Genomic DNA, 18,933 nt, shown 5'->3' with positions numbered 1-18,933 from the left:
TTCCGCGTCTTCGTTCTCGCGTCCCGTTCAGGCGTCCTCGACCTTGCGGCCCGTCGACAGGGCGAGGCCGAGGCGGGCCCAGTCGGCCACGTCGTCGTCGGGGTCGAGGGTGAGCCGCCGCAGCGCGGCCAGGCCGGTCGGGTCGGGCGGGCTGCCCATGATGTTCGGCAGCGCGTAGGCGGCCCCGTACCTGATCCGGGGGTCGTCGTGCTCGGCGAGGGCGATCACCGACGGCAGCGCGCGGCGGTCCCTGAGGTGGCCGAAGGCGATCAGCACCGAGTAGAGCACCAGGCAGTCGTCCTCCTGGACCGACAGGGTGCGGAGCACCGGCAGCGTCCGGTCGACGAATCCGAGCCGCCCCAGGATGTCGACCCCGAGCATCCGTTCGGCGGTGGTCCTCCCCGAGCACAGCCTCCGTGCCGCGGTGAAGGTCTCCAGATCGCCGCGTTCCTGCAGCTGGGTGATCGCGCGCCAGCGGGCCGCGCCCTCCTGATCCCGTTCTCGCAGTGCGGTCTCGATGAGAGACTCCACGGCCGCCGCCCCTCCGATCATCGCCATCCGGCCACGATAACCGCAGAGACCTCACAGAAGGTGTGCACGCGCGGGGCGGCGGCTGGATACCGTAAGGGAGTGAGCGGTGATCTCCTCGATCTCATCCTGATCGCCCTGATGGTGGCCTTCGCGGTGTCGGGATACCGCCAGGGGTTCATCATCGGTGCCCTGAGCTTTGTCGGTTTTGTCGGTGGCGGATTGCTGGGCATGTTCATCGCTCCGCCCATCGCCGGAGCCGTGGTCGACGGCGAGACCGAGCGCGCCCTGCTCGCGATCGTCATCGTCTTCCTCTCCGCCACGGTCGGGCAGTTCGCGTCGTCCACGATCGGCGCGGTGGTCCGCAGCCATGTCACCTGGGAGCCCGCCAAGGTCGTCGACGCGGTCGGCGGCACCTTCGCGAGTGCCTTCTCCGTGCTGATCATCGCGTGGCTGATCGGCTCGCTGCTCGCGTCGTCGCAGTTCACCCTGATCAGCGAGCAGGTCAACAAGTCCCTGCTGCTGAGCACGGTCGACCAGACGCTGCCCAGCGCGGCCAAGGACCTGCAGAAACCGTTCAAGAACTTCATCGACACCTCCGGCTTCCCGAAGGTGTTCGACGCCATCGGGGGCGGCCAGCTCGTCGACGTCTCGCCGCCCGACCAGAGCGTGGCTAAGGGCAACAGGCAGCTCACCCGGGCGCGCCGGGGCATCGTCAAGGTCCAGGGCGTGGCCACGAGCTGCCGCAAGCACATCGAGGGCACCGGGTTCGTCTACGCCCAGAACAAGATTATGACGAACGCGCACGTGGTCGCCGGGGTCAACCAGGGGCTCCAGGTCACCGACTACCTCAACAAGACCCACCCGGCGAAGGTCGTGCTCTACAACCCCGACCGCGACATCGCCATCCTGCACGTCGCCGGGCTCAACATGCCGATCCTGCGTTTCGACGGCACCGCGGAGAAGGGCGACGACGCGATCGTCGCCGGATTCCCGCACGGTCACGGCTACACCATGAACGTGGCCCGCATCCGGGTGCAGCAGAAGGCCAAGGGGTTCAACATCTACGAGCGCAAGACCGTCGTCCGCGACGTGTACGCCATCCGCGGCCTGGTCCGCCAGGGCAACTCCGGCGGCCCGCTGCTCACCCCCGAGGGCAAGGTCTACGGCGTCGTCTTCGCCGCCGCCCTCGACCAGCAGGAGACCGGCTACGTGCTCACCGCCGCCGAGGTCGCGCCGGACGCCGAGGACGGTTCCAGGCTCTTCAACCAGGTCGACACCCAGGAGTGCGACCAGAACTAGCGCGTCGCCCTTTTCGTCCGCGGTGCTCCGTACCTTGCCTTGTACGCCTTCGTGGTGTCCGGTCCGGTCGCCCGGCGCTCCCGTCCCGCGAACCGCGCGAGCGACGCCCGAACATCGTGCGAGCGACGTCCGGGCGCGGTCCGGGCGACGTCCGCGTACGTCGTCGGGACTTCGCCGTCGCGTCCGGACGGCGGGGGCAAGGATCAGAGGATCAGAGAAGGGCCTCGATCCTGGCGATCGCCGCCCCGGCCTCCAGGTCGTCGAGCTCGTGGGCGGTCCTGGCGATCTGTTCGTACGGCATGCCGTAGCCGCCGATCCGGTCGGCGCCCCGCGCGAAGAGCGTCGCGGCCCCGCGGCGGTTGCCCCGTTGCAGGTGGGTGAGGCCGACACAGATCTGCGCCAGCCCCTGCCACAGCTCGCGTTCCTCCTCGGGGGAGTTCTTCCAGCGGCCCTCCAGCACCTCGTGGGCGTGGAACGGCCGTCCCTCGCCGAGCAGGCGGCGCGCTTCGGAGAGGGCCTCCTCGGCGCTCGGCGCGTAGTCGTCCGGGATGCGTTCCACGCCCTCGGCGCCGGGCGGCAGCGGGCGCCCGAACGCGTCGCGGGGCCGCTGGTTGCGCGGCCTCCCGTCGGGATCCCGGTCGCGCCCGTTCACCGGTCGGGCTCCGGGTCGGACAGCCAGGCGACGAGCTCGGCGTCGAACTCCTCGGGGCGCTCCTCGTGCGGGAAGTGCCCGACGCCCTCGATCAGCCGCCATCGGTAGGGGGCGGCGACGTAGCGGCCGGAGCCCTGGGCGGTGTGCGGCAGGATGTGCCCGTCGAGCGTGCCGTGCAGCTGCAGGGTCGGCACGTTGATCTGGGTACGCATCGTCCTCGCGTAGCGCCATCCGTCCGGACGGAGCTGGGAGCGGCCGAACCAGCGGTGGTACTCCAGCGCGCAGTGCGAGACGTTGCGGATGCGGAACGCGTCGCGGTAGGTCCTCGACACGTCCTCCTCGGGCCAGCCGGGACCCGACCACTGGTCGAGCAGCCGCCCCACCCTGGCGCCGGAGTTGGCGGTCAGGCGCCGCTCGGGAAGCAGCGGCGCCTGGAAGCCCAGCGCGTAGCGGGCCGCCCTGAACTGGCCGAAGGGCTCGGTGAACAGCGTGGTGCGGAGACGCCGGGGGTGCGGCGCCGAGACCGGGACCAGCCGCAGGACCGCCTTGGGATCCGTCACGGCCATCGTCCAGGCGAGCAGCCCGCCCCAGTCGTGGCCTACGACGATCGCGCCGGTCTCGCCCAGCGCCCGGATCAGCCCGGCCGCGTCGGCGGCCAGGGTGTGCAGGTCGTAGCCGCGCGGGGGCTTGTCACTGGCTCCGTAGCCCCGCAGGTCGACGGCGACGGCGCGGTAGCCCGCCGCCGGAAGCGAGACGAGCTGGTTGCGCCAGCTCCACCAGAACTGCGGGAATCCGTGGAGCAGCAGCACGAGGGGGCCCGTACCGGCCTCCACGACGTGGAAGCGGGTGCCGCCGGCGTGGACGGAGCGGTGGGTCCACGGCCCCTCGACCATGACCAGGGACTCGTCGGGTCCGCTCACTGGCCGGGTCTCGCCGGGTCGCGACGGCCGTCCGCCTGACCGGTGGTGACCGGAGCCGTACCGGGAACGGTCTCCGGCTCGCCGCTCCTGATGGTCTTGAGCGAGCGTAGTGTCCGCTTCATCCCGGTCAGGCCCTTGAACCGCCGCATGCCGATGAAGACCAGCAGCCCGGCTGTGAGCAGGTAGAGGACGGTGACGATCAGGAAGGCGGCCCAGGGCCACAGGCCCGCGCCGATCAGGGCGTAGGCGATCGTGAACGAGGCGAGGATCAGGCACAGGTGGGCCATGAACGCCGCCGCGCCGAAGAGTCCCACCGCCGTGCCGATCCGTTTGGCGTCGAACCTGAACTCGGCCTTGGCCAGTTCGATCTCGGCGCGGACCAGGGTGGATATGTGGTCGCTGGCGGCGGCGACCAGCGTGCCCAGTGACTCCTCCTGTGGTTCCGCGGGCGGGATATGTGTCATGGACGATCTCCTATCGAGGGCCTTTGTCGAACATCATGCTGCGCGCTGAGGCGGTCGCGCACGCACACCCGCAGCGGAATCGTCGCCGGAACCGGCGTCACGAGCACGCCGGTGGTCATCGCGTACGTGTCATCAAATACCTGCGTCGTCAAGACTTCAGACTTTAGTCCCGGGGAGGAGGGGAGGCGGGGGACTGCACCGGTTTGGTGAGGTCTCGGCTGTCCGGTGGTGAGAACCTGCACCACGGGCCCACCACCGGGCGGGTGGGATGTGGAGCCCGCGCGGGACCGCCGGATCCTTGGCCGGGACTGTCGAGTCTTCGGGTGGGGCTGTCGGGCTCTTGGTCGGGGTTGTCGGGGTCTTGACCAGGGCTGTCGGCTCCCTGGCCGGGACGGTGAGCGCCGGGGCGACTCCAGGCCCGTGCGGGCGGGAGTCTCCCGTTTCCTGCGGCCTTCGGCCCCGAAGAAGATGTCAACGGGCCGAGGGCTACCCAGGCGGCGGCCCGGTGAACGTCATCGGGTGAACATCACCGGACCGGTGGGACCGGATCGCGAGAGGACGGGGAGAAGGGCCCCGTTCCCCTTAGGGGAAGCCGGCTCATCGGAGACACAGGCTCATCGAAGACACAGGCTCGTCTGAGACGTCGGCGAAGGTGTCGGCGGAGACTTCGATCGAAGACGTTCACGGAGAGGTCGCCGGAAAGCCGCGGAAGGCCGCCCGCCGGAGGTACCGCCTCCGGGGGGACCGGTCGAAGGCCCTCCGTGACCTCACGCGAGCCCACGAACCTCACGGACCTTACGAGCCCGTGGAATTTCACGGGGCCCGTGAGGAGTCCGTGGAGTTCGTGGAGTCCCTGGGGAACTCGCGGCGAGGTTTTCGTGGAGGGCCTTCAACCGGGCCTCAGGGGGATCAAGAGGTCCGGTCTCTTCGGATGGGCCGTGTCTGCGGTGTCCGCCGTGTCCGCCGTGTTTCTCCGGTGTCTCCGGTTTCTCCGGCGTTTCCGGCCCACCCGGGTGTCCCGGCTCGCTCAGTCCTCGCTCTTGGCGCTGGGCAGCTTCTCCGAGATGAGGTTCATCACCGTGCTGTCGGCCAGGGTGGTGACGTCGCCGACGCTGCGGTTCTCCGCCACGTCGCGCAGGAGACGCCGCATGATCTTGCCGGAGCGGGTCTTGGGCAGCTCGGGGACCACCAGGATCTGGCGCGGCTTCGCGATCGGGCCCAGCGCCTTGGACACGTGGGCGCGCAACTCGGCCGCGATGTCCGCGCCCTCCTCGGCGTTGCCGCGCAGGATCACGAACGACACGATGGCCTGCCCGGTCACCGGGTCGGTCGCGCCGACCACGGCCGCCTCGGCGACCTTCGGGTGGGAGACCAGCGCCGACTCGACCTCGGTGGTGGAGATGTTGTGCCCGGAGACGAGCATTACGTCGTCCACCCGGCCGAGCAGCCAGATGTCACCGTCCTGGTCCCTCTTGGCGCCGTCGCCCGCGAAGTACATGCCCTCGAAGCGGGACCAGTAGGTGTCGATGTAGCGCTGGTCGTCGCCCCAGATCGTGCGGAGCATCGACGGCCACGGGTCGCGGATCGCGAGGTAGCCGCCACCGCCGTTGCCCACGCTCCGGCCCTGGTCGTCGACCACGTCGGCGGTGATGCCCGGCAGCGGGCGCATGGCCGCGCCGGGCTTGCCCTCGGTGACGCCGGGCAGCGGGCTGATCATGACGGCACCCGTCTCGGTCTGCCACCAGGTGTCGACGACCGGGGTACGGTTGCCGCCGATGTGCTCGCGGTACCAGACGTACGCCTCGGGATTGATCGGCTCACCGACGCTGCCCAGGATCCGCAGGGACGACAGGTCGTACTTGGCGGGGATGTCGTCACCCCACTTCATGAACGTACGGATGGCCGTCGGGGCCGTGTAGAGCAGCGTGACCCCGTACTTCTGCACGATCTCCCAGAACCGGCCGCGGTGCGGGGTGTCGGGGGTGCCCTCGTAGATGACGCTGGTCGCGCCGTTGGCCAGCGGGCCGTACACGATGTAGGAGTGGCCGGTCACCCAGCCGATGTCGGCGGTGCACCAGTAGACGTCGGTGTCGGGCTTGAGGTCGAACACCGCGTTGTGGGTGTACGCCGCCTGGGTGAGGTAGCCGCCGGTGGTGTGCAGGATGCCCTTGGGCCTGCCGGTCGTCCCGCTGGTGTAGAGGATGTAGAGCGGGTCCTCGGCGCCGTTCGGCAGCGCCTCGTGGACGTCGGACTGCCGGTCCACGATGTCGTGCCACCAGACGTCCTTGCCGGTCTGCTCGACGTCCTGGCCGGTCCGCCTCACGACGAGGACGTGCTCGATGCCGGGGCACTCCGCGACCGCCTCGTCCACGGTCGGCTTGAGCGCGCTGGGCGCGCCGCGACGGTAGCCGCCGTCGGCGGTGACCACGAGCTTGGCGTCCGCGTCCTTGATCCGGCCGCTGAGCGCGCTCGCGGAGAAACCGCCGAAGACCACCGAGTGGATCGCTCCGATGCGGGCGCAGGCCAGCATCGTGATCGGCAGCTCGGGGATCATCGGCATGTAGATCGCGACCCGGTCGCCCTTGCCGACCCCCAGCTCCTGGAGCGCGTTGGCGGCCTTGGAGACCTCGCGCAGCAGGTCGGAGTAGGTGAGCGTACGGGTGTCGCCCTCCGGCTCGCCCTCCCAGTGGTAGGCGACCTTGTCACCGCGGCCCGCCTCGACGTGGCGGTCGACGCAGTTGTAGGCGATGTTGAGTTCGCCGCCGACGAACCACTTGGCGAAGGGCGGGTTCCACTCAAGGGTGGTGTCCCAGCGCTTCGACCAGGCCAGGCGGTCGGCCTGCCGCTCCCAGAAGGCGAGGCGGTCCCGCTCGGCCTCGACGTAGGCGTCGGCGGTCACGTTCGCGGCCGCGGCCAGGTCGGCAGGAGGTGCGAACCGCCGGGTCTCGCTCAGCAGGTTCGACAGCGTCTCCTGGGTCTCACGCGACTCGGAACCAGGGGTCTCCGGGGCCACTACGCACTCCTCACGTACTGCTATCGACTGGTCGTGTCCCACTTCACCAGGCCACCCGTGTCCGCCACAAGAGGTCTAGACAGGTCTGTACCAATCGGTGATGGGGCATCATATGCATTCAAAACGCCGTAATTCTGGGGATAATCACCTTCGAACCGTTGCGTTTTCGACACCGTAGGAATGTAGACGGCGTTATTCAACGCGCAGTGGCGGCGCGGTGCGCCGGGCGGTGTCATGTGCTCGGTGAACGGTTCGCCCGCCGTTCACCGCCGTTCCCCGGGGGTGACTTCCGGGAGGGCCGCCGGAAGCCGGATCTCCGTGGTCGATCTTCCGGCCGGTTCCCCGATGTCCCGGAGAGAAGCCTTCCCGGACGCCTCCAGCCTGGTCGGGGCCTCGCCGAGCGGTCCCGATAGGGTCAGGCAGCGTGAACGACCCATTGGCTGTCATCGCGGGAATGCCCGGAGTGTCCGAGGCGGTCGCCGACGCGCGCAAGGCCGTCGACCGGCTCTACGGGCACCGCGTGCTGCGGCGCAAGAGCCCGGAGGTGTCGGCCAGATCCGCGCTGCGCGGGGCCCGCGCGTCCGCCGCCCTGGAGGGCGTGGACGTGCCCCTTGAGGTCATCCCCGAGGTCACCGACCCCACGGTGCAGGGCGCGCTGCGCGTCTCGGCCGAACTGGGACGGCTCGGCACCACCTGGCGCGCGGCGCCCCGCCAGGTGCTGGCCAGGCTGCACACGCTCGCCGCCTCGGGGCTCGTCGGAGACGGCGAGGGTCTTGCCGGTGGAGGTCCCACTGGAAGTGGTCTTACCGGCGTAGGTCTCGCCAATGACGGTCTCACCAGTGGCGGTGGCGGTGCGGGGGGCCTCGGCCGCCCGAGGGCCACCGCGACGGCCCCCGACCCGCTCGGCCTGGGGGCCGCCCCCGGGCCGCGGGAGGCGGTGGCGCGGGTGGACGGGCTGGTCCAGTTGGTGACGGCCTCCTCGAAGGCCCCCGCGCTGGTGCTCGCCGCCGTCGTACACGCGGAACTGGCCGTGCTGCGCCCGTTCGGGACGGCGGACGGGGTGGTCGCGCGGGCGGCGGAACGGTTGACGCTGGTGGAGTTCGGCCTGGACCCGAAGTCGCTGGTGGCCGTCGAGGTGGGCCACCTCGAACTCGGCCCGGCCTACGCGGAGGGACTGCGGTCGTATCTGAGCGGCACCCCCGACGGTGTCGCCGCGTGGGTGCGGCACTGCGCGTCGGCGGTCGTGCTGGGTGTGCGCGAGGCCACCGCGATCTGCGAGGCCATGCAGCGCGGCTGACCTCGGGCGGGTCGCCGCTCGTCCTGGTGGAGGAGGGTGTGGCGAATGAGATCTTGGCGAGCGAGGACTTGGCGGGTGACGGCGAGAACACCTGCGCTCATTTCCGCCGCCGCGCGCCTGACCAGCTTGCGCGCTTGACCGGCTGCGTGCCAGCCCAGTTGCGTGCCTGCTCAGTTACGTGCCAGCCCGTTTGCCCGCTCGGCGCTCGCGTTCTTGAAGCCCTGGCGTGGACAGGTGTCCGTACGCCTGCACGCCTGTATGCCCGCTTGTCGCGACCCCGGCCCGCCCGCGTATCCGCGTGCTCGGGCCCTGGGCGGCGGACGGCTTTACTCGGCTTGACTCGGCCCCTGGAGCTCGGCCGGCTCCGTTCGTGCCTCTGAGTGACGGCTGACGGCATGTCTGATCACGGAAAGCTACCGATTACGGACATCCAGAGAGGCCACCCTCACAAACCGACGGCGCCCCTGGTGCGGGGCGCCGTCGCCGACACGTTCCTACCGGGTTACCAAGCGTGCACCTGATAATCGCTGGAGCGGGACAAGCCCACTCCAGCGCGCCTCCCGCGGCTGACGGCGCGTGGGTACTCGGCGGCCGTGCCCGGACAAGTGGTCCGTGAAACCTTTGTACGTCCGATCCGCGCTGATGGGAACCCCTAGAAGCAAGACCTTTACGGATCGAGGGACATTACTGGACGAACCCTCTCTTATGCCGTTTTATGCACCGAGAGCCGTGGCCGGTACGACGTCCGGCGGCCGGTTCGGCGTCCCGGCGATGATCACTGAGTGTCACCGTCGCCGGCCTGCTTGCGGGGCACATCTCGGTGGGGTCGTATCCAGAGACTGGACCGTTACATTAAAAAAAGTAGTGGAAATCAAGGATTACTCCTCGACGAAACTTGAGTTGATCGGGCAGCATGAGGTGCTATCTCCCCAAACCGGAGTGACTGCGCATGGGTTGCATCGCAATCCTCTTGTCATGCTCTGGCAGCTGTTGAAAGCTTTCTTCTGAAACGGGACCGGCTCTACCCCCCCAGAGCCGGACCGGTTGGCGACCCCCGCTCTCCCCCCCCCGGCGGGGGTCGCCCCTTTTTCCGGCCGCCCTCCACCCGGACGGCACGCCTTCCCTGTCTCGTGCCCCGCCGTGTTCGCGCCCCATCCCGTTCACGGCACGGCGACCCCCTCGGTGCCCCTCCGCCTTCCGGGTACGGCCTTCCCGTACCGATGCACCACCCCGGCCAAGGACCGCACGCGCCGCACCCCCGTCGGCCGGGTACGGTCACCTCCCGTACCGGCGCACCCCTATGTACCGGCTCACGCACAGGTATGTACGAGCTCGCGCACGAGCAACAGCCGCTGGTTTTCCACAGGGCGGGCCGCGGGCGGCCGGTTGTCCACAGTACGGCGTTCGGTGTCCCGAGGAGGGGAGGCCGTCACGGAGAGTGGGGCTCCCGCACTTCAGGGAGGCATCCGTGGACCGCCCACTGGTCATCACCGAAGACCACGATCTGCTCGACGACCTGCTCCGCGTCGCCGCCGCGGCCGGAGCCGAGCTCGATGTCGCCCACGTGCCCGCGCACGCCCGGCCCTACTGGAACCGTGCCCCGCTGGTCGTCGTCGGTGGCGACGTGGCCGACGCCCTGGCCGCGACCGGTCCACCACCTCGTTCCCGTGTCTTCCTGGCCACCCACACCTCCGAGGATCCCGACACATGGCGCAAGTGCGTCGCGGTCGGCGCCCAGGGCGTGCTGGAGTTGCCCGCCGCGGAGCGGCAGCTGGCCGACGAGTTCGCCGACGCCGTCGAGCCGTCCGCGAGATCCGGATCCGTGGTGTGTGTCACGGGCGGCCGGGGAGGAGCGGGAGCCAGCGTCCTGGCGGGTTCGCTGGCACTGGCCGCGTCCCGGCAGCGCGTCCGCACCCTCCTCGTCGACGCCGACCCGCTCGGCGGAGGCCTGGATCTCCTGCTCGGGCAGGAGGAGTCCGACGGAGCGCGCTGGTCCGAGCTGGTCGCCCGCGAGGGCAGGGTCAGCTACACCGCGCTCCAGGCGGCCCTGCCGACCTTCGCCGGGCTGACACTGCTCTCCTTCGACCGGGGCGAGGTCGACCCGATCCCGGCCGAGGCGATGCGCTCGGTCCTCGAAGCGGGCCGCAGGGGCTTCGACCTGGTGGTCGTCGACCTGCCGCGCCACCTCGACCAGGCCGCGGTGGAGGCGCTCGGACGAGCCGCCACGACCCTCCTGGTCGTCACCGCCGACGTGCGCGGCGTGCTCGCCGCCGCCCAGGTGCTCACCGGGCTGCGCGGGCACACGGGTGAGGTACGGGCCGTCGTGCGCAGCGGGGTCCTGAACGACGACGTGGTGGCGACCTCGCTCGGCATCCCGCACGGCGGCAGCCTCCCCGACCAGCCCCGCCTCGCCGCCGCGCTCGATCGGGGAGACGTTCCGCCACTCGGCCGCCGCACCTCACTCGGCCGGTTCTGCGCCGCGTTCCTGCACGAGCTGTTCGGGCCGGACGCGTGAAGCGGGCCGAGAGCGCCGTGACGGTCTCGCCGGAGCTGGTGGAGGCGGTCCGCGTACGGCTGGCCAGGACAGGCGTCGAGCCCAGCGCCGCGCACGTCACGGTCGCCCTGCGGGCCGAGCGGGCGATGCTCGGCGACGCCGAGATCCTGGCGGTGGCCAGGGTCCTGTGCGCGGATCTCATCGGGGCGGGTCCGCTGGAGCCGTTGCTGGCCGAGGCCGAGGTCACCGACGTTCTGGTGAACGGCCCGCGCGAGGTGTGGGTCGACGACGGCAGCGGGCTGCGCCTGACCTCGGTCGTCTTCCCGGGCGAAGACGCGCTCCGGCGGCTCGCGCAGCGTCTCGCCTCCGCGGCGGGCAGGCGCCTCGACGACGCGTGCCCGTATGTCGACGCCCGCCTCGCCGGAGGCGTCCGGCTCCACGCCGTCCTTCCGCCCGTGGCGCCCAACGGCACCTGCCTCTCCCTGCGGCTCCCGCCTCGGCGCACCTTCACCCTTCCCGACCTGGTCGAAGCGGGCGCGATCAGGGCCGACAGCGTCGCCGTCCTGACCGCGGTCATCGAGTCGAGGCTCGCCTTCCTGGTCACGGGCGGCACGGGTACGGGCAAGACGACCATGCTCTCCGCCCTGCTCTCCCTGGCCGACCCCGGGGAGAGGCTGCTGCTGGTCGAGGACTCCGCGGAGCTGAGACCCCTTCATCCCCACGTCGTCCGCCTGGAGTCGCGCCCGGCCAACCTTGAGGGCGCCGGTGGTGTCCGCCTGCGCGACCTAGTCCGCCAGGCCCTGCGGATGCGTCCCGACCGGCTTGTCGTCGGAGAGGTGCGCGGGGCCGAGGTCGTTGACCTCCTCAATGCTCTGAACACCGGGCACGAGGGGGGTTGTGGCACCCTGCACGCCAACACCGCGACCGACGTGCCGCCCCGCCTGGAAGCGCTGGGATGCGCGGCGGGCCTCAGCAGGGAGGCGGTTCACAGCCAGATCGCCGCCGCCCTGGACGTCGTCGTCCACCTGGTCCGCGACCACGCCGACGGCCGCCGCCGGGTCGCCGAGATCTGCATGATGGTCCGCCGCCCCTCCGGGCTGGTCGAGGCCGAACCGGCTCTCACCTTCACCTCGGACGGCCAGGTGATCCCCGGCCCCGGCCTGCCCGCCCTCGCGGCCCGGGCACCCGGCGTCCACGCCTCGTCGACCTCCCGGCGCGAGCCCTGCGTCTCACCTCACCTATCGAGGTCCTACGAGTCACCTCATCCATCCGGGTCCTACGAGCCATCTGCTCTGTCGGGGTCCTACGAGCCACCCGTGGCATCCCGAGCCGAGGCTCCTTCGCAGGTCGATCCCTCCAGGGGCACCTCTTACGGAGGCGCCGCCGGTTCACCGTCTCCCAATGTCCCGTTCGCGGATGCTCAAGATCCTTTGCGTCGTCCCGCACGCCCGTATCCCGCACATTCACGAGAGCCTTCTCATGGCGTCGCGGATCCAAGGCCGCCGATGTCCGTGCCCGATCACCACCGAGAGTCCCGGCCGGCTGCCCCCGGCCGCCCGAACCTCGACGAGCCGATGTCGTGGCCGCTGTCACGCTCGGTGTCACAGCCGGTGTCACAGCAGGTGTCGGAGTCGGCGGCACGGCCAGTGTCACGGCTGGTGCCACGGCCGGCGTCATGATGGCGACCGCCCTGGTTCTCGCCGCTCTGGCGGCCTGGTTGTGGGCGGGAGCGGATCCCGGCACCGCCCGCCTGCGCCGGATGAGACGTCGGAGCCTGGTCGCCTCGGGTTCTCTCCGTGAGAGGTTCGCCGCCCGGTCCCGGCCTTCGAAGCGTGCGGACGCCTGGCGGGCCGCGTCGATCGAGCTGTGCCAGGGCCTCTCCGCGGAGCTCGCGGCGGGCCGTACGGCGGGTGAGGCGCTGGCACGGGCCGTGGGGGCGGCGGGGTTTCCCGATCCCGTCGCCCTGCGTCCGCTGATCGCGGCCGCGAGAGACGGAGGTGACGTCCCCGCCGCTCTGCTGGCGGTGGCACCCGAACACGGAGGTGAGGCGTTCCGGGGGCTGGCCGCCTGCTGGAAGGTGAGCGTGACCGCCGGGGCGGGCCTGGCCGTTCTCGTCGATCGTGTCGCCGACTCCCTGCGAGAGGCCCAGGTTCACCGTCACAACGTCGCCGCCCAGCTCGCCGGTCCCCGGGCCACGGCCCGGCTGCTCGCGGGTCTTCCTGTCATAGGTCTGCTGATGGCGGCCGGTCTCGGCATGCGCCCGCTGCACTTCCTGTTCGGCGGCCTGGCGGGCGTCGGCTGCCTGGTCGTCGGCCTCGCGCTCGACGCCTGCGGGTTGTGGTGGACCCACCGTCTGGTCACCCGTGCCCAGCAGGCCTGATGACCGCGCGGCCAGGTCCGCGCGGTCGGACCTGAGTGGTTGGGGCCAAGTGGTCGGGGTCTGAGTGTCAGGTTCGCGCGGCCAGGCCCGAGGGAGTGGGTCTGAGGGCCAGGTTCGAGGGGCCAGGTCCGAGGAGTCAGGCCTGAGTGGTCGCGTCCGAGGGGTCGGGGCCGAGGGGTCGGATTCGTGCGGCAGGTCTGAGCGGACAGATCCAAGAGGACAGATCCAAGGGGACAGGGCTGAGAAGGACAGGGCTGAGAAGGACAGCTTCGAGAGGATGAGAGACAGTGATCATTTTGCTGGCCGTGGTGCTCGCCGGGATCGCCGCTCGGCTGTGGAGCATCCGGAGAGAACCCGCCGACCGGCTCCGCCGCGTGCGGCGCTCACTTCATCCGGCCGGGTTCCCGGAGATGTCGCAGGAGGTCGAAACATCCGCGTTCTCCCTGTCCGCGGACGCGGTCCGTGATCCCTCCGCGCACATGATTCGCGGCGCGCCACCGCGCATGGTTCGCGACACGTCCGAGAGCGCGACCCGCGGCACAGCCGGGAGGAAGTTCCGCGGCGCGTCAGAAAGGAATGCCCGCGGCGCGTTCGGAGGGAAGGCCCGTGGTGCGTCGGAGGGGAGCGCCCGCAGCGGGTTCGGGGGGAAGTTCCGTGGTGCGTCGGAGGGGAAGGCTCATGGCGCGTTCGAGGGGAAGGCCTGTGAGCTGAGGGGGAGGCGGCGGCCGGGCCGGAGTGAGATCGCGGTCGCCCTCGCTCCCGGGCTGGCGGCGTTCCTGGCCGTGGGCGGCCTGCCGGGGGCGGTCGCGGGCGTCGCCGGTTTCGGGATCGCGCTGGTGGTCCTGTGGAGGCGGGAGCCCCCCGAGCTGCGCGGGGAACGCCGAAGGGTGACGGCGGATCTGCCGCTGGCGGCCGATCTCATGGTCGCCTGCCTGCGTGCCGGCCAGCCGATCACCGGAGCCATCGATGTGACGGTGGAGGCGGTCGGCGGGCCGTTGGGCGAGAGGCTGGCCTGGGTGAGCGGCCAGCTGAGGCTGGGAGCCGCGCCGGAGAGCGCCTGGCAGGCCCTCGAATCCGAGCGCTCGCTCGCCCCTCTGGCGCGGGCCATGAGCCGGGCCGCGCTGAGCGGCGCACCGGTGGCCGATGTCCTCATCAGGCTGTCCGACGACTCCCGCCGTGCCGCTCGCGCCGCGTCGTCGGCAGCCGCCCAGCGGGTGGGGGTCCAGGTCGTCGCTCCCCTGGGGCTGTGTTTCCTGCCCGCCTTCGTCTTTTTGGGAATCATCCCCATCGTGGCCGGTCTCGCCGGCGAGGTGCTGCTGCCCTGAGTTATCCACAGGGTTTTCCCTGGCAGGGCAGGGTTATCCACAGGAAAACGGTGATTCCTGTGGATAGGGCGCCGGAAATATCCACACCTGACTTCTGAAACGGCTCCCCTCGTTCGAAGGGAGCCGTTTCATGCTTTCCGGCGACATTCTCTGCTTCCTGGCTGTGGACAAACCGAGGTTTTCCCCAGAACGCGGTTCGGGCCAACGGGGCCATGGGCGTGTGGAGAACCCTGGCAGGACCGATGCCGGACGGCGGGTCCGGTGGAGATCTCCAGGAGGAGCAGATGGCCCGAATCAGTGTTGTCCGCGTGCGGCCCGGTGCTGTCCACGGGCGGCGCGACTGGTCGCGGTGGGCTGCCCGGTGGGCGCGTGCCCGGTGGGCACTGCTGACCACCGGCGCGCACCGTGACCGAGGCATGTCCACCGCCGAGTACGCGGTCGGAACGATCGCCGCCTGTGCTTTCGCCGCCCTTCTCTTCAAGGTGGTGACGAGTTCCGAGGTCCAGCAGATGATCACGGCTTTGATCAACCGAGCGCTCACCGTGGCCGGATGACCTTCCCGGCGTCGGTGATCTCCCTTCGCCGGTCGAGGGGTTCGGTGACCGCGGAGACGGCTGCCGTGCTACCTGCCCTCATGGTCGTGCTGGGAGCGGGGCTGTGGGCCGTGGCGGCGGTCGAGGCGCGACTGGAGTGTGTGGACGCCGCGCGGGCCGGGGCTCGGGCCGCCTCGCGCGGAGAGTCGCTTGAGCGGGTCCGAGGTGGCGTTCTGTCGGCGGCTCCGGCGGGCGCCGTGGTCGCGGTGACCCGGAGTGCGGAGACGGTGCGGGTTGAGGTGTCCGTGAACGTCAGGCCTCGCTGGGGCGCCTCGCTCCCGAGCGTGACCGTTCACGCGACCGCCGTGTCCATCACCGAGCCGGGACTGGAGCGGTAGGTCGCGGTAGGTCGCGGGCGCGTGGAGAACGCGCGGCGAAGTCGGCGACGCTGCGGAGAGGCGACGTGACTGTGACAAGGCGAGAGGTCGGCATAGGCACAAGTGGAGAGAACGCGCGGCGAGAGGCAGTGACGAGGAGGAGAGGGGACATGTCCGCGGCACGGCGAGAGGTCGGAGTCAGCGCGAGGGGAGAGGTGGGCGTGCGTGGAGTCAGCGCGAGGGGAGAGGCGGGCGTGCGTGGAGTCAGCGCGAGGGAAGCGGCGGGCGTGCGTGGAGAGAGCGCGAGGGAAGCGGCGGGCGCGGGTGGAGAGAGCGCGCAGCGAGGGTCGGCGACGATCTGGACGGTCGGGCTCATGGCGCTGGTCTTCGCGGTCGCGGCGGCGGTCGTGTTCGCGGGCATGGCCAGGGTCGCGCGTCACCGGGCACAGGGCGCCGCCGACCTGAGCGCGCTCGCCGCCGCCCGGCTGGCCTTCGCGGATCCCGGCCGAAGCTGCGCGAGGGCCTCCTCGCTCGCCACGGACAACGAGGCCAGGGTCACTCGCTGTTCTCTCGGCGACGGCGGCATCGCGGACATCGAGGTGACCATGGAGGTGTCGCTGCCCCTGAGGGGACCGGTGGCGATCACCGCCAGGGCACGTGCGGGTCCCGTGCACATCACTGATCCCGGCCCTTGACCACGGTCTGCCGAAAGACGGGCTATCTGCCGAAAGACGGGTCATATGAAATCTGTCACGCCTGTGGCTTTCCCCTACGGGCTCTTCCAGCTGTCACGTTCGCGGTTCGTCCTGGGAGAGCAGGACGGCGAGAAGCCGAAGGGCTCCGGCCTTGTCGAGGGGTTCGTTGCCGTTGCCGCACTTGGGAGACTGGATGCACGAGGGGCAGCCGCGTTCGCACTCGCAGGAGGCGATGGCCTCGCGGGTGGCCGTGAGCCAGTCGTGCGCGCGGGCGTAACCACGTTCGGCGAAACCGGCGCCGCCCTCGTGGCCGTCGTAGACGAAGACGGTGAGCAGCCCGGTGTCGGGATGGAGCTCCGTGGAGACACCCCCGATGTCCCAGCGGTCGCAGGTCGCGAAGAGCGGCAGCAGGCCGATGGAGGCGTGTTCGGCGGCGTGCGCGGCGCCGCCGAGGTCCACGCCCTCCTCGGCCAGGGGGACGATCGCCGAGATGGGCAGCGTCCACCAGACGGCGCGGGTCCGCAGCGTGCGCGGGGGCAGGTCGAGGGGTTCGTCCCCCATGAGCTCGCCGCTCTGGGCCCGGCGCTTGAGATAGGCCACCACCTGGCTCGTCACCTCGACCGCGCCGAAATGGAGCTCTCCCTGCCCGAGAGGGTGCGAGCGAAGGGATTCGATGACCGAGATGTCGGTGACGTCCCTGGCGAAGGTCGTGTAGTCGGGAGTCCCGGCCTCGACCAGCGCGACCCCCGCCTCCAGGTCGAGTTCGGCCACCAGGAACGTCTCTCCCTGGTGCACGTAGACGGCGCCGGTGTGCACGGCCGAGTGGGCCGAGGGCTCGTCCACGGTGCCGAGCAGCCGCCCGGTGGACATCTCGACGACCTGGACGGGCGCGGCGCCCGCGCCCCGGATGTCGGCGAGGTCGGTGGCGCGTCTCCGGCTGGTCCAGAACCAGCCCGCGGCGCGTTCCCTGAGCAGGCCGTCTACGACCAGGCCCGCGAGCACCTCCTTGGTGGTCGGGCCGAAGATGTCCAGCTCGTCATGGGTCAGCGGGATCTCGGCCGCCGCCGCGCACAGGTGGGGCCCCAGCACGTACGGGTTGCCGGGGTCGAGCACGATCGTCTCCACGGGGCGGCCGAACAGGGCTTCCGGGTGGTGGACGAGATAGGTGTCCAGGGGGTCGTCCCTCGCGATCAGCACCGCCAGCGCGTCCTGTCCGTCCCGCCCGGCCCTCCCCGCCTGCTGCCAGAGGGAGGCGCGGGTTCCCGGCCACCCCGCGATGAGCACGGCGTCCAGCCCGGAGACGTCGACGCCGAGTTCCAGCGCGTTGGTCGTCGCCAGGCCGAGCAGTTCGCCGGAGCGCAGCGCCTTCTCCAAACCCCTGCGATCTTCGGCCAGGTATCCCGCCCGGTAGGCGGCCACCTTGCCGGGCAGGTCCGCGGACGCCTCCCCGTCGATGACGAGGTCCTGGAGCTTGGCCCGCGTGGTGAGGGCCACGGTCTCGGCGGCCCGGCGGGAGCGTACGAAGGCCAGGGTCCGCACGTCGGCGGCGACGAGGTCGGCCAGGAGGTCCGCGCTCTCGGCGGTCGCCGGGCGGCGGACAGGGGCCCCGCCCTCGCCACGCAGATCGGTCAGGGGTGGTTCCCACAGCGCGAAGGTGGTCGCGCCCCGGGGAGAGGCGTCGGTGGTCACCTCGGCCATCTGGAGGCCTGTCAGGCGCCTCGCGAAGATCCCGGGCTCGCTGGCCGTCGCCGAGGAGAGCAGAAACGTCGGGCTGGAGCCGTAGCGGGCGCAGATCCGGCGCAGGCGGCGCAGGATCTGCGCGACATGGGAGCCGAACACGCCCCGATAGCCGTGGCACTCGTCCACGACGACCATCCTGAGCCGTCGCCAGAAGAGCGCCCACTGGGCGTGCCGGGGCAGCAGCCCGCGATGGAGCATGTCCGGGTTGGTGAGGACGTAGTTGGCGTGCTTGCGCACCCAGACCCTCTCCTCGAAGGAGGTGTCGCCGTCGTAGGTGGCGGCCCGGAGCCCGGGAGGATCGAGCTCGCGCAGCGCGCGGAGCTGGTCGGCGGCCAGCGCCTTGCTGGGCGACAGATAGAGGACCGTGCCGCCGTCGAGCGTCGAGGAGAGCGCCGGGACCAGGTAGGAAAGGGATTTGCCCGACGCGGTCCCTGTGGAAATGATCACGTTTTGGCCACGGTGGACCAGGTCCGCGGCCTCGGCCTGATGCGGCCACAGGCCGGAAATACCGTGGTTCGCCCAGCGCGTAACCAGCCGCTGGTCGACCCAGTCCGGCCATCGGGTCTCACCGGCCTGACGTGCGGGAACGCGCTCAACATGGGTGACACGCCCATGACGTGCGGGAACGTCGAGGAGGCGGCTGAGGGCGGTGCCCACTCTGAGGGGCGAGGATGAGGGCGGGGTCACTGGTTTCCAGTCTCACATCTGTGGGCAGAGTCGCCGGGAATCGTGATTTCGTATAGACACTGAGCGTACGCATGGTTGAATGCCGCGCGTCGGGGCTTGTCGTCCGGGGGCCACCCGGTCCCAGGAAGGCACGCCCGAATCGGTACTTTCGCAGGCAAGGCGCTGGAGGATCTGTGGATCTGAAGTTGGACCACCATTCCGAGGACCGTCTCACCATCGTTGAGGTCGAGGGTGAGATCGATGTCTACACCGCGCCCAGATTGCGTGAGCTCCTGATCGACCTGGTCAACAAGGGGAATTTCCACCTGCTCGTCAACATGGAGAAGGTCGACTTCCTTGACTCCACGGGCCTTGGTGTCCTGGTCGGCGGGCTCAAGCGAGTTAGGGCGCACGATGGCTCACTGGAGCTTGTCTGCACCCAGGAGCGCATCCTGAAGATTTTCCGGATCACCGGACTGACAAAGGTCTTCGGGATCTACGCCTCGGTCGACGAGGCCAAGGAAGCTCACGGTCGAGACAAGTAGTC

The 18,933-nt window shown here is 70.5% G+C and carries 15 protein-coding genes and 1 pseudogene; 10 read left to right on the top strand and 6 right to left on the bottom strand.

Annotation, left to right across the window (positions count from 1 at the left end; all coding sequences use genetic code 11):
• Positions 1-27: 27 nt before the first annotated feature.
• Positions 28-558 carry a HEAT repeat domain-containing protein gene (locus ACSC1Q_RS11720; RefSeq protein ID WP_436758687.1) on the bottom strand — a complete coding sequence of 177 codons (531 nt, stop codon included), beginning with the start codon at positions 556-558 and terminating at the stop codon, positions 28-30.
• A gap of 72 nt (positions 559-630) precedes the next feature.
• Here ACSC1Q_RS11720 and ACSC1Q_RS11715 point away from each other — a divergent pair, with 72 nt between their 5' ends.
• Positions 631-1,830, top strand: coding sequence for a MarP family serine protease (locus ACSC1Q_RS11715; RefSeq protein ID WP_436758686.1), 1,200 nt, complete (start codon positions 631-633; stop codon positions 1,828-1,830).
• 211 nt (positions 1,831-2,041) lie between these two features.
• Here the strand turns inward: ACSC1Q_RS11715 and ACSC1Q_RS11710 are convergent, their stop codons facing one another.
• The 4 genes from ACSC1Q_RS11710 to acs all read right to left on the bottom strand — a co-directional run bounded on the left by ACSC1Q_RS11710 (position 2,042) and on the right by acs (position 6,879).
• On the bottom strand, positions 2,042-2,482 hold the full coding sequence (locus tag ACSC1Q_RS11710; protein ID WP_436758685.1) for a DUF309 domain-containing protein: 441 nt from the start codon (positions 2,480-2,482) through the stop codon (positions 2,042-2,044).
• The gene (locus ACSC1Q_RS11705; RefSeq protein WP_436758684.1) at positions 2,479-3,402 is read right to left on the bottom strand and encodes an alpha/beta fold hydrolase; all 924 of its coding nucleotides are present in this window, start codon (positions 3,400-3,402) and stop codon (positions 2,479-2,481) included. Before ACSC1Q_RS11705 ends, ACSC1Q_RS11710 begins: the two co-directional genes overlap by 4 nt.
• Entirely contained in the window at positions 3,399-3,866 is a 468-nt protein-coding gene (locus ACSC1Q_RS11700; protein WP_436758683.1) for a phage holin family protein, read from the bottom strand. Before ACSC1Q_RS11700 ends, ACSC1Q_RS11705 begins: the two co-directional genes overlap by 4 nt.
• A gap of 1,027 nt (positions 3,867-4,893) precedes the next feature.
• Positions 4,894-6,879 carry an acetate--CoA ligase gene (gene acs / locus ACSC1Q_RS11695; RefSeq protein ID WP_436758682.1) on the bottom strand — a complete coding sequence of 662 codons (1,986 nt, stop codon included), beginning with the start codon at positions 6,877-6,879 and terminating at the stop codon, positions 4,894-4,896.
• A gap of 424 nt (positions 6,880-7,303) precedes the next feature.
• Between acs and ACSC1Q_RS11690 the strand changes: the two genes are divergently transcribed.
• The 8 genes and pseudogenes from ACSC1Q_RS11690 (at position 7,304) to ACSC1Q_RS11655 (ending at position 15,980) form a co-directional block, all read left to right on the top strand.
• On the top strand, positions 7,304-8,176 hold the full coding sequence (locus tag ACSC1Q_RS11690; RefSeq protein ID WP_436758681.1) for a Fic family protein: 873 nt from the start codon (positions 7,304-7,306) through the stop codon (positions 8,174-8,176).
• Positions 8,177-9,644: 1,468 nt separating this feature from the next.
• Positions 9,645-10,691 carry a septum site-determining protein Ssd gene (gene ssd / locus ACSC1Q_RS11685; protein WP_436758680.1) on the top strand — a complete coding sequence of 349 codons (1,047 nt, stop codon included), beginning with the start codon at positions 9,645-9,647 and terminating at the stop codon, positions 10,689-10,691.
• Positions 10,688-11,851, top strand: a pseudogene (locus tag ACSC1Q_RS11680) (TadA family conjugal transfer-associated ATPase); the annotation flags it as partial. The gene ssd and the pseudogene ACSC1Q_RS11680, both read left to right, overlap by 4 nt.
• A gap of 494 nt (positions 11,852-12,345) precedes the next feature.
• Positions 12,346-13,050 carry a type II secretion system F family protein gene (locus tag ACSC1Q_RS11675; RefSeq protein ID WP_436758679.1) on the top strand — a complete coding sequence of 235 codons (705 nt, stop codon included), beginning with the start codon at positions 12,346-12,348 and terminating at the stop codon, positions 13,048-13,050.
• A gap of 287 nt (positions 13,051-13,337) precedes the next feature.
• Entirely contained in the window at positions 13,338-14,375 is a 1,038-nt protein-coding gene (locus tag ACSC1Q_RS11670; protein WP_436758678.1) for a type II secretion system F family protein, read from the top strand.
• Positions 14,376-14,659: 284 nt separating this feature from the next.
• On the top strand, positions 14,660-14,929 hold the full coding sequence (locus ACSC1Q_RS11665; RefSeq protein WP_436758677.1) for a DUF4244 domain-containing protein: 270 nt from the start codon (positions 14,660-14,662) through the stop codon (positions 14,927-14,929).
• The gene (locus tag ACSC1Q_RS11660; protein WP_436758676.1) at positions 14,926-15,306 is read left to right on the top strand and encodes a TadE family type IV pilus minor pilin; all 381 of its coding nucleotides are present in this window, start codon (positions 14,926-14,928) and stop codon (positions 15,304-15,306) included. Before ACSC1Q_RS11665 ends, ACSC1Q_RS11660 begins: the two co-directional genes overlap by 4 nt.
• A 266-nt stretch (positions 15,307-15,572) precedes the next feature.
• Entirely contained in the window at positions 15,573-15,980 is a 408-nt protein-coding gene (locus ACSC1Q_RS11655) for an Rv3654c family TadE-like protein (RefSeq protein ID WP_436758675.1), read from the top strand.
• A gap of 93 nt (positions 15,981-16,073) precedes the next feature.
• Here ACSC1Q_RS11655 and ACSC1Q_RS11650 read toward each other — a convergent pair whose 3' ends face one another.
• Complete coding sequence (locus ACSC1Q_RS11650; RefSeq protein ID WP_436758674.1) at positions 16,074-18,377, bottom strand: DEAD/DEAH box helicase; 2,304 nt, start codon at positions 18,375-18,377, stop codon at positions 16,074-16,076.
• 203 nt (positions 18,378-18,580) lie between these two features.
• On the opposite strand from ACSC1Q_RS11650, the gene ACSC1Q_RS11645 reads away from it, so the two are divergent.
• Positions 18,581-18,931, top strand: a complete 351-nt coding sequence (locus tag ACSC1Q_RS11645; protein WP_030916965.1) for an STAS domain-containing protein — start codon at positions 18,581-18,583, stop codon at positions 18,929-18,931.
• Positions 18,932-18,933: the final 2 nt, after the last annotated feature.

It is taken from the genome of Streptosporangium heterodermiicola, assembly GCF_051390675.1.
In the GTDB taxonomy this organism is placed as follows: domain Bacteria; phylum Actinomycetota; class Actinomycetes; order Streptosporangiales; family Streptosporangiaceae; genus Streptosporangium.
The sequence above is the reverse complement of the archived record's forward strand: the minus strand, read 5'-3'. Positions and strand labels throughout refer to the sequence as shown.

What these genes read in the sequence shown, in the direction of transcription:
- ACSC1Q_RS11720 (WP_436758687.1), bottom strand. Translation starts at nt 558, where the DNA reads ATGGCGATGATCGGAGGGGCGGCGGCCGTGGAGTCTCTCATCGAGACC.
- ACSC1Q_RS11700 (WP_436758683.1), bottom strand. Translation starts at nt 3,866, where the DNA reads ATGACACATATCCCGCCCGCGGAACCACAGGAGGAGTCACTGGGCACG.
- ACSC1Q_RS11675 (WP_436758679.1), top strand. Translation starts at nt 12,346, where the DNA reads ATGATGGCGACCGCCCTGGTTCTCGCCGCTCTGGCGGCCTGGTTGTGG.
- ACSC1Q_RS11665 (WP_436758677.1), top strand. Translation starts at nt 14,660, where the DNA reads ATGGCCCGAATCAGTGTTGTCCGCGTGCGGCCCGGTGCTGTCCACGGG.
- ACSC1Q_RS11660 (WP_436758676.1), top strand. Translation starts at nt 14,926, where the DNA reads ATGACCTTCCCGGCGTCGGTGATCTCCCTTCGCCGGTCGAGGGGTTCG.